Annotated in this window: 17 protein-coding genes and 2 tRNA genes; 9 read left to right on the forward strand and 10 right to left on the reverse strand. The window is 32.7% G+C overall.

Annotation, left to right across the window (positions count from 1 at the left end; genetic code table 11):
- Nucleotides 1–82: 82 nt before the first annotated feature.
- From ACQY6M_RS06185 to ACQY6M_RS06195, 3 genes are all read right to left on the reverse strand, one after another.
- A complete protein-coding gene (locus tag ACQY6M_RS06185) occupies nucleotides 83–1,159 on the reverse strand; it encodes an efflux RND transporter periplasmic adaptor subunit (protein ID WP_428741279.1) in 1,077 nt (358 codons plus the stop codon).
- A gap of 7 nt (nucleotides 1,160–1,166) precedes the next feature.
- Nucleotides 1,167–2,480 carry a TolC family protein gene (locus tag ACQY6M_RS06190; protein ID WP_428741278.1) on the reverse strand — a complete coding sequence of 438 codons (1,314 nt, stop codon included), beginning with the start codon at nucleotides 2,478–2,480 and terminating at the stop codon, nucleotides 1,167–1,169.
- A 147-nt stretch (nucleotides 2,481–2,627) separates the two neighbouring features.
- Entirely contained in the window at nucleotides 2,628–3,260 is a 633-nt protein-coding gene (locus tag ACQY6M_RS06195) for a Crp/Fnr family transcriptional regulator (protein WP_428741277.1), read from the reverse strand.
- Between the two features lie 144 nt (nucleotides 3,261–3,404).
- On the opposite strand from ACQY6M_RS06195, the gene ACQY6M_RS06200 reads away from it, so the two are divergent.
- Both ACQY6M_RS06200 and ACQY6M_RS06205 read left to right on the forward strand, forming a co-directional pair.
- Nucleotides 3,405–3,824: a CBS domain-containing protein gene (locus tag ACQY6M_RS06200; protein ID WP_428741276.1), complete on the forward strand. Its 420-nt coding sequence runs from the start codon at nucleotides 3,405–3,407 to the stop codon at nucleotides 3,822–3,824.
- A 130-nt stretch (nucleotides 3,825–3,954) separates the two neighbouring features.
- Nucleotides 3,955–4,107 carry a hypothetical protein gene (locus ACQY6M_RS06205; RefSeq protein ID WP_428744931.1) on the forward strand — a complete coding sequence of 51 codons (153 nt, stop codon included), beginning with the start codon at nucleotides 3,955–3,957 and terminating at the stop codon, nucleotides 4,105–4,107.
- Nucleotides 4,108–4,198: 91 nt separating this feature from the next.
- Here ACQY6M_RS06205 and rpe read toward each other — a convergent pair whose 3' ends face one another.
- A complete protein-coding gene (rpe, locus tag ACQY6M_RS06210; RefSeq protein ID WP_428741275.1) occupies nucleotides 4,199–4,855 on the reverse strand; it encodes a ribulose-phosphate 3-epimerase in 657 nt (218 codons plus the stop codon).
- Between the two features lie 150 nt (nucleotides 4,856–5,005).
- Nucleotides 5,006–5,869 (reverse strand): sigma-70 family RNA polymerase sigma factor, encoded by an 864-nt coding sequence (locus tag ACQY6M_RS06215; protein ID WP_028891227.1) that lies wholly within the window; start codon nucleotides 5,867–5,869, stop codon nucleotides 5,006–5,008.
- 218 nt (nucleotides 5,870–6,087) lie between these two features.
- On the opposite strand from ACQY6M_RS06215, the gene ACQY6M_RS06220 reads away from it, so the two are divergent.
- From ACQY6M_RS06220 to ACQY6M_RS06230, 3 genes are read left to right on the forward strand one after another with little or no spacing between them, the layout of a single operon-like run.
- A complete protein-coding gene (locus tag ACQY6M_RS06220; protein WP_428741274.1) occupies nucleotides 6,088–6,657 on the forward strand; it encodes an RNA polymerase sigma factor in 570 nt (189 codons plus the stop codon).
- Between the two features lie 5 nt (nucleotides 6,658–6,662).
- Complete coding sequence (locus ACQY6M_RS06225; protein ID WP_428741273.1) at nucleotides 6,663–6,857, forward strand: hypothetical protein; 195 nt, start codon at nucleotides 6,663–6,665, stop codon at nucleotides 6,855–6,857.
- 23 nt (nucleotides 6,858–6,880) lie between these two features.
- Nucleotides 6,881–7,699 (forward strand): mechanosensitive ion channel family protein, encoded by an 819-nt coding sequence (locus ACQY6M_RS06230; protein WP_428741272.1) that lies wholly within the window; start codon nucleotides 6,881–6,883, stop codon nucleotides 7,697–7,699.
- A gap of 282 nt (nucleotides 7,700–7,981) precedes the next feature.
- Here the strand turns inward: ACQY6M_RS06230 and ACQY6M_RS06235 are convergent, their stop codons facing one another.
- The 5 genes from ACQY6M_RS06235 to ACQY6M_RS06255 form a co-directional block, all read right to left on the reverse strand.
- Nucleotides 7,982–8,680, reverse strand: coding sequence for a porin family protein (locus tag ACQY6M_RS06235; protein WP_428741271.1), 699 nt, complete (start codon nucleotides 8,678–8,680; stop codon nucleotides 7,982–7,984).
- Between the two features lies 1 nt (nucleotide 8,681).
- The gene (ubiE, locus tag ACQY6M_RS06240; protein WP_428741270.1) at nucleotides 8,682–9,410 is read right to left on the reverse strand and encodes a bifunctional demethylmenaquinone methyltransferase/2-methoxy-6-polyprenyl-1,4-benzoquinol methylase UbiE; all 729 of its coding nucleotides are present in this window, start codon (nucleotides 9,408–9,410) and stop codon (nucleotides 8,682–8,684) included.
- A gap of 25 nt (nucleotides 9,411–9,435) precedes the next feature.
- Nucleotides 9,436–10,329, reverse strand: a complete 894-nt coding sequence (locus ACQY6M_RS06245) for a NifU N-terminal domain-containing protein (RefSeq protein WP_428741269.1) — start codon at nucleotides 10,327–10,329, stop codon at nucleotides 9,436–9,438.
- 99 nt (nucleotides 10,330–10,428) lie between these two features.
- Complete coding sequence (locus ACQY6M_RS06250; RefSeq protein WP_428741268.1) at nucleotides 10,429–11,823, reverse strand: OmpP1/FadL family transporter; 1,395 nt, start codon at nucleotides 11,821–11,823, stop codon at nucleotides 10,429–10,431.
- A 38-nt stretch (nucleotides 11,824–11,861) separates the two neighbouring features.
- A complete protein-coding gene (locus ACQY6M_RS06255) occupies nucleotides 11,862–13,142 on the reverse strand; it encodes a hypothetical protein (protein WP_428741267.1) in 1,281 nt (426 codons plus the stop codon).
- 145 nt (nucleotides 13,143–13,287) lie between these two features.
- Between ACQY6M_RS06255 and proS the strand changes: the two genes are divergently transcribed.
- From proS to rpsT, 4 genes are all read left to right on the forward strand, one after another.
- The gene (gene proS / locus ACQY6M_RS06260) at nucleotides 13,288–14,766 is read left to right on the forward strand and encodes a proline--tRNA ligase (RefSeq protein WP_428741266.1); all 1,479 of its coding nucleotides are present in this window, start codon (nucleotides 13,288–13,290) and stop codon (nucleotides 14,764–14,766) included.
- A 75-nt stretch (nucleotides 14,767–14,841) separates the two neighbouring features.
- Nucleotides 14,842–14,913: transfer RNA gene (locus tag ACQY6M_RS06265), tRNA-Glu, on the forward strand.
- A gap of 111 nt (nucleotides 14,914–15,024) precedes the next feature.
- Nucleotides 15,025–15,096: transfer RNA gene (locus tag ACQY6M_RS06270), tRNA-Glu, on the forward strand.
- A 34-nt stretch (nucleotides 15,097–15,130) separates the two neighbouring features.
- On the forward strand, nucleotides 15,131–15,382 hold the full coding sequence (gene rpsT, locus ACQY6M_RS06275) for a 30S ribosomal protein S20 (RefSeq protein WP_428741265.1): 252 nt from the start codon (nucleotides 15,131–15,133) through the stop codon (nucleotides 15,380–15,382).
- Nucleotides 15,383–15,530: the final 148 nt, after the last annotated feature.

A 15,530-nucleotide genomic window follows, 5' to 3' on the forward strand; every position in this document is an offset into this window, starting at 1 on the left:
ATTGTTTTGGGCGTTACCACTTCGTGGTCGGGCTATTCGCGCTACATGGTAGCTTGCTTCTATCCCTAACGCAATTTTTTACTTATTTAATTGTAATGTTCGCTCCATTGTATAGTTTCCCTTCAGAAGAAACAATGTAGCTTTCATCATTAGATAAACCTGATAAAACCTCTACTTGATCTCCAAAAGTTCTCCCTAAGCGTAACCAACGTAACACAGCAGTATTACTTTGACTTACCGTATAAATTCCTGATAGTTGTCCTTTGTGTACCAATGCTTCTGATGGAATTAAAACCATATCAGTGCTTTTTTGTGTTTTTTCAACAGGAAACTGAACCGTTGCAAACATTCCTGATAACAATTTTACATCTGTTTTATCTAGGTCAATTTTAACTAAGTATTGTCCACCAGTATTTTTTGCTGAGGTACTAACTTCCGATACTTTTCCTGTAACCGTTTTGTTGATTGATTTGATAGTTACATCAACCTTTGTGTCTTTTTTAATTTGAGAAATTTCACTTTCCGGCACTAACGCAGTTACTTCAAATCCGCCTTTTCCTTCTACAGAAATTAAAGGCATTCCAGGATTCGCCATTGCACCTTTATCAATAAACTTGTTTGTTACTACTCCTGAAAAAGGAGCTCTGATATTCGTATAAGCAAACTGAGAATTGATTTCATTTCTCATCTGTTTTGCTGCTTCTAAATTTGCTTTAGCAACATTGTAATGAACAGTGATATCGTCAAACTCCTTTTGAGAAGCACTGTTCTGCTCAAATAAGTTTTTAAAGCGATTGTAATCTTTTTCAGCACTTAAAAATCCTGCTTTTGCTTTAATAATGTTAGCCTCTACTTGTGCTTTCTTAGCTTGTAAATCGCTGTTATTGATAGATAGTAATAATTGACCTTTGTTTACTTTATCACCAACTTTTACGTGTATGTTAGTTACATAGCCCATCATACGAGTACTTAATTCAGCACTGTTGGTGGCTGCTACTTTTCCGCTTGCAGTTATAAACGGATTGTTGTCATTAGCCGTTACTTTAGCAACTTTTACAGCGACAGCTGGTTTGTTATTGCTGTTGTTGGCTGTTTCTTTTTTACCACAACTTATTGTTAAAAGTGATGCGGCAAGAGCGATTGTATATATAGTTTTCATTTGTTGATTATTCTTTGGTTAAAAAATCTAAATAAGCTTTGGTATAGTTGTATTGATATACGGTTTGGTAATATTCTAATTGTTTTTGTGCGTATTGCGTTTCAGCAGTTAATAAATCAGATGTTTTTTCTAATCCTTCTTTAAACCTGTTTTTTCTGATCCGTAAGGCTTCTTCCGATTGTTGTAAAGCCAATTCGGTTAGTTTTAACTGTTCCTCAGCATCAGTTAACAATCGTTTGGTATTGTTTAATTCTAATTGACTTTTAGATTTGTACTGCTCGTATTCTAATCTTGATTTTTCATACTGCGCTTTGCTTTTTTGTGCTTTTCCGTAACGTTTAGAACCTTTGAAGATATCCCAAGTTAATTGTGCTCCTATTACATAGCCACTAGCATCTGCATTAAAAATTTTATCATCGTACAACTCATAACTACCAAAAGCATTTAAGCGTGGAAGAAAATCCATTTTATCTGCTTTGTACATTTTTTGATATGCCTCAGAAGCTAACTCCATTGCTTTAATATCTGAACGATTTTCAGAAATAGTAATGTCTACTAACTGATTGGTTAAGTTTACTTGTAAGCTATCTGAGGGTTCATAAATGTTATCTTGTTCTTCATTCATCAAAAAAGACAAGTAGTTAGAAGCATTTAGCACATTGCTTTTTGCTGTTTGTAACTGGTTTTTTACTTCGGTAACTCGAACTTCAACCGCTAATACGTCTGCACGTTGTAAATACCCTTGCTTAAAGCTATTTTCTGCCATTTGTTGGTTTGCTTCTGCGGCTTTTAAAGCTTTTTCTAATACAGAAACTCCCTTGTGAGCTAATTGCAATTGCATGTATGCTTTTTCTACTTCTAACAATAAATACTCTTGTGTGCGTTGTGTTTGCAAGTTGGTTGCTTCCATTTTAGTTTTAGCGGCTCTACGTTGGTAAATACCGTCTAAATTCACCAAAGGTTGCTGTACTTCTATTTTAGTGGCAAAGTTTTGTGTTCGTTTTGGATTGTTTAACAAATCGGGATTGAAATCCGCTTGCGTTAAAATTTCCTGATTCAACTTACTACCAAATGCCATTAATGGATTGATGGTTACAATTCCTGTATGAGAAGCAGTAATATTAGGCAAGAACACAGCGTTGGTTTGTTTGTAATCGGCACGTGCTTGCTGGTAGCTTTGTTCAGATATTTTTAATGAGGTGTTATTTTCCTGAACTCTTTTTAAAATGTCACTTTTAGAAATTGAAATTTTAGTTTGAGCTAGGGTAGTAGCTGTTATGAAAAGTGCTACCGTAAATAAACTAATATATGATGTTTTCATTTTTACTATTTTATAACAGCAAAATTAGGCTCAGAATATACAGGAGTCAGTAACTAATGTTACAATGAAAAAAGCACCCAAAAAAAGGATGCTTTTATATAATGAATTATCAAAAAGATATTAATATTGTTCTGCTTGGTGTGAAAATTATAGTTCTAACACCTTAATTTGATTGCGGTATAATTCAATTTTATGTTTTTTTTCTAACGCTTTTAAAAGTCTTGAAACTACAACTCTAGAAGTGTGTAAATCATTTGCTATTTGTTGATGAGTTACGTTTATAAGATCGTTTTGGTTTACTAGTGCCTTGTCTTTTAAGTATTTTAACAAACGCTCATCCATGTTCAAAAAAGCAATAGTGTCAACCGCCTCAATAAACTCTTGCAACCTGCTGTGGTAGCTATGTAAGATAAACTCTTGCCAGCTTTTATACTTACTAAGCCATTCACTCATTTTTTGTTTGGGAATCATCAGCAGTTTTACATCAGTTTCGGCAACTGCTTTTATTTTACTTTTAGTTTGTCCCATACAACAAGAAAGAGTCATAGCACAAGTGTCTCCTTTTTCGATATAGTATAAAACTAAATCATCGCCTTCTTTGTCTTCACGTAATATTTTTATAGCGCCACTTAATAATAATGGGATGGAAGTTATATAGCTTCCAATATCAATAATAACTTCGTTAGCTTTTATTTCTTTAAATATGGCAACATCAGCAATTTCCTGTAATAATTCTTCCTCAAATAAATAACCGTAGTATTTCTGTAAATCTTCAATCAAGACAAAATGTTTTTTGTAAAAATACTTAAATAATTACAGTTTAGATATTGAAAAAATAGAATATATAACATGATTTAAATCACTTATTAACTAATGTTTATTGTTGAAATTTGAAATAGTTAATAACCATAAAACGATACAAAAATGAAAAAAAGAACTCCTGTTTCAGCAATAATGACTAAAGAAGTTATCACATTAAGTAGTACAGATGATTTAATGACAGCAGAGAAACTATTTAAAAAAGAACATATAAGACATATTCCAGTAGTGAGTGGTAAGGAAATAAAAGGAATGTTGAGTTATACCGATTTATTACGAATAAGTTTTGCAGATGCTGTTGATGAAAGTGAAACAGATGTAGATACGGTGGTATATAATATGTTTACAATAGACCAAGTGATGGCGAAAAATTTGGTAACTGTAACTTCGACGGCTACAATTAAAGAGGTAGCAGAGATTTTAGCAAAAAAAGAATTTCATGCATTACCAGTAGTTGATGAGGGTGTATTAGTTGGTATTGTAACTACTACCGATTTGATTAACTATTTATTAGAGCAATTTTAATGTTTTAGTTAAAAGTAAAATGTTGATTATTTAAAAAAAAAGTAAGGGAAAAGCGTACTTTTATTATGGTTTTTTATGAGTTGAATTATTTTTTACAAAATATTTTTAAAGAAATTCAAAATATTTAAATATGTTAAAAAATATCTCAAACTTAGGTTCAGTTTTAAATAAATCAGAACAAAAATCTATTCAAGGTGGGTGGACTTATATTATGTGTACAAATTGCAATCCGCTTCCTCCTGGTTATATTTGTATGAATAAACCTTATTGTGGAGGTGTTTAAGACTCATTTTTGAGAAAAAACAAAGTCACAAGTATATAATTAATTGCTAGTGTATTTAGAGGTGTAAAGCTCCAAATACACTAGCAATTTTTTAATTTATAATGTTTTTCAAATTTGAAATGGTGTCGATTGGATTATCACTTTTAAAAACAAAGCTACCGGCTACCAATACATCTGCGCCAACTTCAACAAGCTTATTGGCATTTTGATCTGTTACACCACCATCAATTTCAATTAAAGTAGATGCTTCGCTAAATTCAATTAGGTTTTTTAATTGTTGAATTTTCTTATAAGTGTTTTCTATGAATGATTGCCCTCCAAAACCAGGGTTAACACTCATAATACAAACTACATCTAAGTCTTTAATAATATCTTCCAAAACTGCAATTGGTGTATGTGGATTCAAGGCTACTCCAGCTTTCATGCCAGCTGCTTTAATTGCTTGGATTGTTCTGTGTAGGTGAGTACAAGCTTCGTAATGTACCGTTAAAATATCAGCTCCTAAATCGGCAAAAGTTTGGATGTATCGATCAGGGTCTACAATCATTAAGTGTACATCTATTGTTTTGTTAGCGTGTTTAGAAATTGCTTTCAAAACAGGCATTCCAAAAGAGATGTTTGGTACAAAAACACCATCCATGATGTCTATATGAAACCAATCGGCATCACTATTATTAACCATTTCAACATCACGTTGTAGGTTTCCAAAATCAGCCGCTAAAATTGATGGGGCTACAAGCTTTTTCATTACTATAAGTTGTTGTGTTGTTATTTAGTGCAAATATAGCTAAAACTAAGTGCATAAAAACCAAAAAGAAAGCTCTCAATTAAGAGAGCTTTCCATTCATTAATCAAAAAACGAATAGTTACGATAACTATTTGTTATTGTTAGTATTGTTTATCCTAAGTAGGTCATTAAAATCTTACTGCGAGACGTATGTTTTAACCTTCTAATAGCTTTTTCTTTAATTTGACGCACACGCTCACGAGTTAAGTCAAATGTTTCACCAATTTCTTCTAAGGTCATTGGTTGATGCTCTCCTAAACCAAAGTATAACTTTACAACATCAGCTTCACGTGGAGTTAATGTTTCTAATGCACGATTAATTTCAATACGCAATGATTCGTGTAATAAAGTTTTATCTGGATTTGGTGATTCACCTGAGTTTAAAACATCGTATAAGTTAGAGTCTTCACCTTCAATTAAAGGAGCGTCCATCGATACGTGACGTCCAGAATTTTTCATTGACTCTTTAACATCGTTTACAGTCATGTCTAATTTCTTGGCAATCTCTTCAGCACTTGGTGGGCGCTCATTTTCTTGCTCTAAGAAAGCATACATTTTGTTGATTTTGTTAATAGAACCAATTTTGTTTAATGGTAAACGAACAATACGAGATTGCTCTGCCAAAGCTTGTAAGATAGATTGACGAATCCACCATACAGCATACGAAATAAATTTAAAACCACGAGTTTCATCAAAACGCTTAGCAGCCTTAATTAATCCTAAGTTACCTTCGTTAATTAAATCAGGAAGTGTTAACCCTTGGTTTTGATATTGTTTTGCTACCGAAACCACAAAACGTAAATTAGCTTTAGTTAACTTCTCAAGTGCTCTTTGATCTCCAGCTTTGATTCTTTGTGCTAATTCTACTTCTTCATCAGCTGTGATTAAATCTACTTTTCCTATTTCTTGCAAATATTTATCTAAAGATGCGGTTTCTCTGTTGGTAACCTGTTTTGTAATTTTAAGTTGTCTCATCTACTTGAAGTATGTTTTAATTTTTCAATCAGTATACATTATGTTATACGTATGCGATAAAGAGAATGTTACATTTTTTTTTAGTTTTCTTAAAATATTTTCAATGATGTTAAAATTTCGTTAAATTAGGGAAGAAAAAGAGAAAGTAAAGTGACTTCTTTATTGTGCTGGGTGTCTAAACTGTATTATATCTAAATGAAAACTAACTGTACTGCCCATTGGAGAGTATTGATGTAACAAAGTTAAACGACGAAGATTTGGTTCGTAAAATAGTAGAGAAAAATGATACTCATTTATTTGCTGTTTTATACGATCGTTATGCTAGTGTTGTTTACAACAAATGTTATGGTTTCTCAAAAAGCAAAGAAGAAGCCCAAGATTTAACACACGATGTTTTTATTCACTTGTTTATTAAATTAAGGACCTTCAAAGGAAGGTCAAAGTTTTCTACATGGTTGTATTCTTTTACATATAACTTTTGTGTAAACTATGTACAAAGAGATAAAGAAAAGAAAAGAGAAAAAGTAACGGTAGTAACAGATGAAATAAAAGAAGAGAGCAGTATTGATACTATTGATGATGCTACACTATTCGAGTTAAAGTCAGATAAATTGGTTAAAGCACTCGAAATGATTTCTCCTGAAGAGAAAATGATTTTATTAATGAAATATCAAGATGACATGAGTGTAAAAGATATTTCTGAGGGGTTAGGATTAGGGGAAAGTGCAGTAAAAATGCGCTTGAAAAGAGCTAAAGAAAAAGTGGTTAAAGCGTATAATGAATTGTAATAATTATGGAAAATCCATTTAAAAAAATATTACATAACGAAGAATTGCCGGAAGTGCTTAAAAATAAGGTGCTTAATGATGTGGCAATGATAAAATTATCAATAGATATGGCTGATTTGTTTGTGGTGAAATACCCCAATACTATCGTTGATCTATTGAATGGTGGAACACAAAAAATAGATAAAGAAGATAAAGAATAAACAAACCTAATTACCGTAAAATTATGATCACTTTACAAATAGACATTTTAACTCCATTTAAAAATATCTTTCAGGATATAGTTAATTCATTACCAACATTAGTTGGCTTCATTAGTTTCGTAATTATTTCTTGGATTATTATTAAGGTATTTTTGTTTTTAGTTAGAAAAGCATTAGCAAAAACAAAAGTAGATGAATGGTCAAAAAAGCTCAGAAAGACGGAAATTTTTGGGAACAGCACAATCAATATTGTACTTACTAATGTGATTCTAGCAGTACTAAAATGGTTTTTAATTTTTGTTTTTGTAATGGTAGGTGCCGAAATGTTTGGATTAAATGTGGTTTCTGAAGGAATAAAAAGTTTCTTTGCTTACTTACCAAGGTTGTTAACAGCATTAGGAATATTTGTTGGAGGGGCTTATTTAGGAACAGTTGTTAAAAAAGCAATTCAAACAATGTTCAAATCTATTGAAGTTTCAGGAGGTAATTTGGTTGGAAGTATTGCTTTTTATTTAATAGTGGTGTTTTTATCAATCACAGCTTTAGATCAAGCAGGGGTAGATACGTCCATAATTAAAAGTAACTTAACGTTGTTAATAGGCTCTATTTTGTTAGCTTTTACGGTAGCGTTTGGTTTGGGAGCTAAAGATGCTGTAACAAGATTACTATTTGGGTATTATTCCAGAAAAAACATTGAAATAGGAGAGAAAATTATTGTTAATGATGTTGAAGGAGTTGTAATTGCCATTGATAATATATGTATAACAATTAATACTATTGAAGGAAAGATTATTTTACCCATTAAAGATTTAGTTGACAGTAAAATAGTTATAAAAAAATAAAAAAAAATAACATTTTTTTATATCTTTGACGTAGAAAAACAATGTTTTTTTAACAGTGCGATAGATTTCGGGGGACTTCTATCCAACGGTAAAGAGAAATCTTTATGAAAAATTAGACCGCTTATGGCGGTCTTTTTTGTTTTATGTAATATGGATTCGAAGAGATGAAATGCGTTTAATAAGTGTAAAATACTTAGATATTTTATCAGTTATTTATTGATATTAATTAATAAAAAAGGCTTCCATTTAATGGAAGCCTTTTTTATGCTGTTTATTTATGTTTTACTCAAAAGCTAAGTGTAAAAATATACCTCTAGTTCCTAAGAAGTCTATAGGGTCAGTCCATTGACTTGGTGTTTTATTATCGTATTTTACTTCGTTGTTAATAGCAAATACACCTCTTATTGATGGAGAAAACTTAAAGTAACTTAAATAAAAATCAACTCCAATACCAACTTCATACATAACATTACTAGAAGTGGTTCTAAACTCACCTGCAAAATTGTCATCACTATTACGTTCGTTACTTGAGAAGTTGTGATCGTAAGAAAAACCACCTAATACATACGGACGCATATTGTTAAGCCTATTTGTGCTAAGTTTTAGTATTAAAGGTAGGTGTAAATATGTAGCTCCAACCTCACGGGTATTTACATTTTTAGCCCCAGCAATATGTTTAAAATGTAACGTTTTAGTATTGGACATTAATCCTGGTTCAAAACGAAGGTTAACATTGTTATGTAGCCTTAAATCGGCAATTAATCCGACATTAAATCCAATTGATGATTCTACTTCGATTTCTGCATTGTCAAAATCACTTGGCTTGTATGAAATCTTGTACCCATTATTATTGGCACCTAAATAAAAACCATAATGAAAAAGAGGTTTATCAAAGCTAGGAAGTTTTAATAATTTTTCTCTTTGCGCTTGTAAAGAAAGTGACGCAACGAAAATTCCGAAAAGTAAAAGCCTTTTTAACATACTATTTTAAAGCGGTATAAATTGATGCAACACCAAAGGTTACAGGTATATTCTTTGCATTCTTAAACCCATTTTTTTGTAAAATATTGTTGAAAGCCTCTCCAAAAGGAAAAGAATTTGCACTTTCTGATAAATAAGAATAGGCAACCTTGTCTTTTGAAAAGAGCTTACCAATAATAGGCAATATAAAATTGGTATACAATTTATATCCTTGTTTAAAAGGAAATTTGGTAGGATTTGAAGTTTCTAATACAACAAATTTACCACCTGGTTTTAATACACGGAGTATTTCTGTTAAGCCTTTATCGAGGTTTTCAAAATTACGTACTCCAAAAGAAACAGTAATTGCATCAAAAGTATTATCGGCAAACGGAATGTTTTCGCTATCACCAACAATCATTTCTATTTTATCAGACAAATTCGCTTTAGATATTTTTTGTCTTCCTACCTGCAACATTCCTTCAGAAATATCTAAACCAACAATTTTTTCCGGATTCAACTGTGACATCATTAACGCTAAATCACCCGTACCAGTAGCAATGTCTAAAATTTGTTGCGGATTGTTCTCGCCCACAAGCTTTACCACTTTTTTACGCCAGCTAACGTCAATCCCTAAAGAGATAACGCGGTTCAATCCGTCATAATCTTCAGAAATATTATCGAACATTTTAGCAACTTGTTCTTTTTTACCTAATTCAGAATCTTTGTATGGTTTAATGTGTTCAGACATGTGTTTTGTTTAGTTAGCGATGAAATTATCCGTTAATAGCGACTACTTCGTCAATTTGATTTGGTAGCATTTCTTTTAACATGGTTTCAATACCATTTTTTAATGTTACTGTTGATGATGGACATCCGCTACAAGCTCCTTGTAAAATTACACTTACGCGTTTATTTTCTGCATCGTACGATTGAAATGCAATATTACCACCATCAGAAGCTACAGCAGGCTTAATGTATTCATCTAAAATATCAACAATTTTAGCTTCAGTATCAGTTAAATTTTCTTTAGGAATTTCAACGTTCTGTTTGGTTTGTTGTTTTGGTAATTCAGTAATGATTTTTTTACCATCTTGGATATAACTGCGGATAAAAGTACGTACTTCTTGGTACACCTCATTCCATTCAATCATATCGTATTTGGTAATTGAAATATAGTTTTCAGAAATAAAAACTTCTTTTACAAAAGCAAAATTAAATAAGGCTTGAGCTAGGGGAGAAGACTTACTAGCTTCTTCAATATTAGTAAACTCAACATCAGTTTGAGTTAATGCTTTGTTGGTTCCAAACTTCATTACTGCTGGGTTTGGAGTTACTTCAGCATATACTTCTACAGCATCCTTTTTAGTAGTATCTTCTTTTACAACAGGATCTCCATTTTGTATATAAGCTTCAATTTGCTCGCGTACTTCCTCTTCAACATCACTCCATTGTACGATGTCATAACGTTGAATGGCAATAAAATTAGCAGTTACTAATACTTTTTTCACAAAAGGAAGGTAAAAAAGTTGTTGAGCTAACGGTGAATTTTTCGCTTCGTCAATATTGTTGTATTCATAACTTCCACCATTGACTAAAATTTTGTTACTAACAAATTTTAAGATGGTTTCGTTATTGGTTTCTTGTATGTTTATTTTTATAGAACTCATAAGGTATAAATGAAGAGCAAAATTACGGTAAAAAACTGAGATATGGATATATAAAAAATCCTGCATAAAGCAGGACTTTAGTAGTATGTTTTCCTAAAATTATAAACTGAACGATATCGTTCCTGAAATTCGAGAGGTGTTGTTGGTCAACTCTATAGGGTTAACATTAACATTAGGTGAATTATATATATTATAAGGACTATTATTTTCAGAATTTGTATATGATAAATCAAATTTGATATGTCCAAAATTGTATCCAAGTCCTAGAGAAAATCCTGAAATATGATCTTCATCCAAAGCATTTTTATAAGGACTCTCTTCAAAGTGATATCCTCCGCGAACGCTCATTTTATCAAAACGCCATTCAGTACCTATATTAAATGCGTGAGTTCCTTCAAAATCATTTTTAAAATTTTGGTTGACATCAGAAAAATAAGAATCGCTCTGATCATATTTTATGCCACTGTAATTTTTATAGGTATAGTCAATGCTAATTAAGCCTTGTTTTTCAAATATAAATGCAGCACTAGCGGTTAGTTTACTAGGAGTTCTTAGTTTATATACAAAAGAATTGAATTCTTCACCACTATTAACATCAGTACTTTGATTGGTAGCAGAAATTTCAGTGTATCCAAGCCAATCATCATATCTAGGGTCATTAGGGTCAAAAACATTTAAGTTGCTGTCTTCAAAAATTTCTGGATACCAGGTTGGGGTCTCATAAGCTAAACCAAAACGGAAGCTTTGATTCACCTTGTAGATAAAACCAGCGCTTAAAGAAACTCCACTTCCTTCAAAATAACTATCTTGAATATTTAAAGCTGTAAGAGTGTTGTTATTGTTGTCTTCATTAATTTCTCTTAGTCTTGTAATCTGTCCAAAAGTAAAACTGTGAAATTTTATACTAGCACCAGCATACAATTTATTTTGATGTACGGCAGAAAACCCCATTTCAAAAACACTACTTTCTCCATAGGTAGAATTACTAAAACGTTGTTCTTGACCATTGTTAAATTGATTATTGGTGTCATCAGGATGTTCATTAAATAATGCTTGTCCACTATTGCCTTGTGATGAAAATACCCCTTCAAAGTCACTTTTTAATCTATAATTAAAGGTAAGAGCAAAGCGATTCCAATCGGTATCATAAGCCGAATCAAAAGATAAAATACCTCCTGCTTGGGTAATGTTGAAAAAATCATCTTCTGTATTGGTGGTATTTCCATAATATCTTGCCGAATATTCTGTGTTTCTATTTCCTAGAGTAACTCCAAATGCACTTTTTAGAGCAACGGCACTACCAGCTGGGTTAATACCAAAAGAAGATATATCTCCTCCTAAAGCACCAAAGGCTCCACTCATAGCTTCAAAACGAGCTGTTCCGTAATTATCATCTTTTGAGAATAAAATTCCTAAATCATTATAACCTAATGATTGAGAAAAGGCTGTACAGGTACTCGCGACTAATATCGCGAAAGTTAAAATTTTTTTCATTTCTTTTTTTCTTAATTAGTTTACTTACTTATAGTAAGTTATCTTCTGCTATTTCGTGAGCTTCTTGAACTATTATCGCTTCTACTGCTTGAAGAGTTATCTCTTGAACTTCTTGAAGGAGCTGAATAATTTTGCGAAGAGCTTCTAGCTGGGGTAGAGTAGCTTCTTGAGTTTGAAGAACGATTGTTTCGTGAAGTATACTCTTTTTTGCTACGGTTGTTGGATCTAGAATAGCTGCGTGAGTTTCTTGTAGGAGTATCTTTTTTAGCAGACCTATTTGAACGTTGAGCTCTGTTTGTGTAATCTCTTGAAGTTCTTGTAGAAGAGTTATTGGTAGCTTCTCTATTATCTGAGCTTCTGTAGTTTCTTATAGAATAACCTCTGCTATTTCGAGATGAACGTGGCACACTTCTAGTACTTCTTGTAGGACGAGTTCCTCTAGTGTCATAACTTCTAGTTCTGGTCGAACGGTTTGTGCTTCTTCTATTATAGTCGCCATCTCTGGTAGAACGAGTGTTACGATAGGTTCGGTTATTACTTCTTCTGTATACATCTGACGAGCGTCTTGAAGTAGCAGATCGTCTTCCAGTGGTATAACTTCTTCTTGAAGTAGAGTTAGTTCTGTAAGCTCTGTACGGATTAGAACTTCTATATGGTCTATAATAATTACGGTTGTGATAGTAGTTGTTATGGTAATAATATGGACTGTAATAATTATAATATCCTCCGTAATAAGGGTAATAATAAGAACCATAGTAACCACCTACACCAACATAAAATCCAGAATTCCAATGATAAGGGTGCCAATAAGAATTGTAGCCCCAATTATAATAGCGATAACGCCACCAAGGTCTGTAATAATTATAACCATAATAAGAGTCCCAATACCAATCATTATAGTATCCCCACCTTGGATATGTGTTTATATTAATAACAACATCTGAAGTAGCACTTTCTCCCCAAGGTTCATTATAGTTGTACGTAATTTGAGTTTCAGGTTCTTCTTCATGAATAATGTCTTCTTCGTCATAATAATCTGCATTTTCAGACTTATAGTTCTCAATATCGGTAAAAATGTCTGTTCCGTTTAAGGTACCTAAACGTTCTAGCTCTTTGGTAAAATAATTTTCTTGATATTCATCATATTCACGATCATCTGTAATAATTACTCTACGTTCAGGTTGTTCTATTTCATCTGCATAAATACCATCATCATTACCTGTAGTTGTTTGTGTAGATCCGCATGAAATAAAAGTAGCTATCATTAATAATGATAGTAAATAATATGAAAGTTTGGTGGTGGCGTAATGGGACTTCATGACGTTATGTTTTTAGTTAAAGCAAATTATTTTTAAACGAGCTGCAAAAATTAGTTTCTTTGTTGGGCTTGTTACCTTTTTAATGTAGTTTTGCAGACACAATTTACGCATAAAAAATAACAATATTTATGCCAAACTTTTGATTATGAGCAAACATTTAACAAAAAGAGCCGAAGATTACTCGAAATGGTATAACGAATTGATTGTCAAAGCTGACTTAGCTGAAAATTCAGCAGTTAGAGGATGTATGGTTATTAAACCCTACGGATTTGCAATTTGGGAAAACATGCAAAAAGAGTTAGATAGAATGTTTAAGGAAACAGGACATCAAAATGCATATTTCCCTCTTTTTGTTCCCAAAAGTTTGTTTGAAGCTGAAGAAAAAAATGCTGAAGGTTTTGCGAAAGAATGTGCGGTAGTTACGCATTATCGCTTGCAAAATGATCCTGAAAGAGAAGGGAAACTTCGTGTAGATCCTGAAGCAAAGTTAGAAGAAGAGTTAGTGGTGCGCCCTACTTCCGAAGCAATTATTTGGAATACATATAAAGGATGGATTCAATCGCATAGAGATTTACCATTGTTGATAAATCAATGGGCAAATGTGGTACGTTGGGAGATGCGTACACGTTTGTTTTTACGTACCGCTGAGTTTTTATGGCAAGAGGGACATACAGCTCATGCTACTAAAGCTGAGGCAATTGCTGAGGCAAAGCAAATGCAAGAAGTGTATGCTACTTTCGCAGAAGATTTCATGGCAATGCCAGTAATAAAAGGAGCAAAAAGTGAGACTGAGCGTTTCGCTGGAGCAGATGACACATTGACCATTGAAGCATTGATGCAAGACGGAAAAGCGTTACAAGCTGGGACATCACACTTTTTAGGTCAAAACTTTGCAAAAGCTTTTGATGTAAAATATACGTCAAAAGAAGGGAAGCAAGAGTATGTATGGGCAACATCTTGGGGAGTGTCAACTCGTTTAATAGGTGGGTTGATTATGACACATTCTGATGATGCAGGTTTAGTATTGCCTCCAAAGTTAGCGCCAATTCAAGTGGTAATTGTACCTATATACAAAGGAGAAGAGCAGTTAAACGCAATTTCAGAGAAAGTTGATGTAATTGTAAAAGAGTTACGAGCTAAAGGAATATCAGTGAAATTTGACGATAGAGACACTTTTAGACCAGGAGCTAAGTTTGCGGAATACGAATTAAAAGGAGTGCCTGTGCGTATAGCTATGGGGGCTCGTGATTTAGAAAATGGTACTGTTGAGGTTGCTCGCCGTGATACTTTTGAAAAACAAACGGTTTCTAGTGAAGAAGTAGTTGGCGTTGTAGCTAATTTATTAGAGGAAATCCAAGAGAATTTATTCAATAGAGCGTTAAGTTACAGAAACAATCATATTACAGAAGTAAACACATTTGAAGAGTTTAAAGATGTAATTGAGAACAAAGGAGGTTTTGTTTCTGCGCATTGGGATGGTACTATTGAAACAGAAGACAAGATTAAAGAGTTGACTAAAGCAACCATACGATGCATTCCTAACGATGCAAAAGAAGAGGATGGAATATGTGTGTTTACAGGGAAACCATCAACTAAAAGAGTACTTTTTGCCAAAGCATATTAAAAAAATAAAAAAAAGCTTTGTGTAATAAAAAACAGTTTCTATATTTGCACCCGCAATCGCAAAATAGATTGTTTTGGTCCGTTCGTCTAGGGGTTAGGACGCCAGGTTTTCATCCTGGTAACACGGGTTCGATTCCCGTACGGACTACAAGTTCTTAAGCTAGTTTTAGAGTGAAAATAAAACTAACAAAAAGATAAAAATTATTGCAAATAACAAAAAGAGTTGTATATTTGCACCCGCAATCAGAGTGATTGTTTTGGTCCGTTCGTCTAGGGGTTAGGACGCCAGGTTTTCATCCTGGTAACACGGGTTCGATTCCCGTACGGACTACGAGTTTTTTATAAACAATAAACGGTTTAGTACAATGGCAAATCATAAGTCAGCATTAAAGAGAATTAGAAGTAACGAAGCGAAGCGCTTAAGAAATAAATATCAGCATAAAACAACTCGTAATGCTGTTAGGAAATTAAGAGCTACAGAAGATAAGAAGGAAGCAGAAGGAATGTTTTCTAGTGTTGTGTCTATGTTAGATAAATTAGCAAAGAACAACATTATTCATAAGAATAAAGCAGCAAATTTAAAGTCTAAATTGGCTAAACACGTTGCAGCTTTATAAGAGTTTTAAGGTTAGTTAATAGTTAAAATGCTTCGAATTTTCGAAGCATTTTTTTTTGCTCATATAACACCAACTACTTTTATACTATAGCTGTAGAGCTAAACTTGTTATAGTGAAAATGGATAATTAGAAATTAGATTTTAAGGAA

Origin of the sequence: Tenacibaculum sp., assembly GCF_050290165.1 — a bacterium.
Lineage (GTDB): Bacteria > Bacteroidota > Bacteroidia > Flavobacteriales > Flavobacteriaceae > Polaribacter.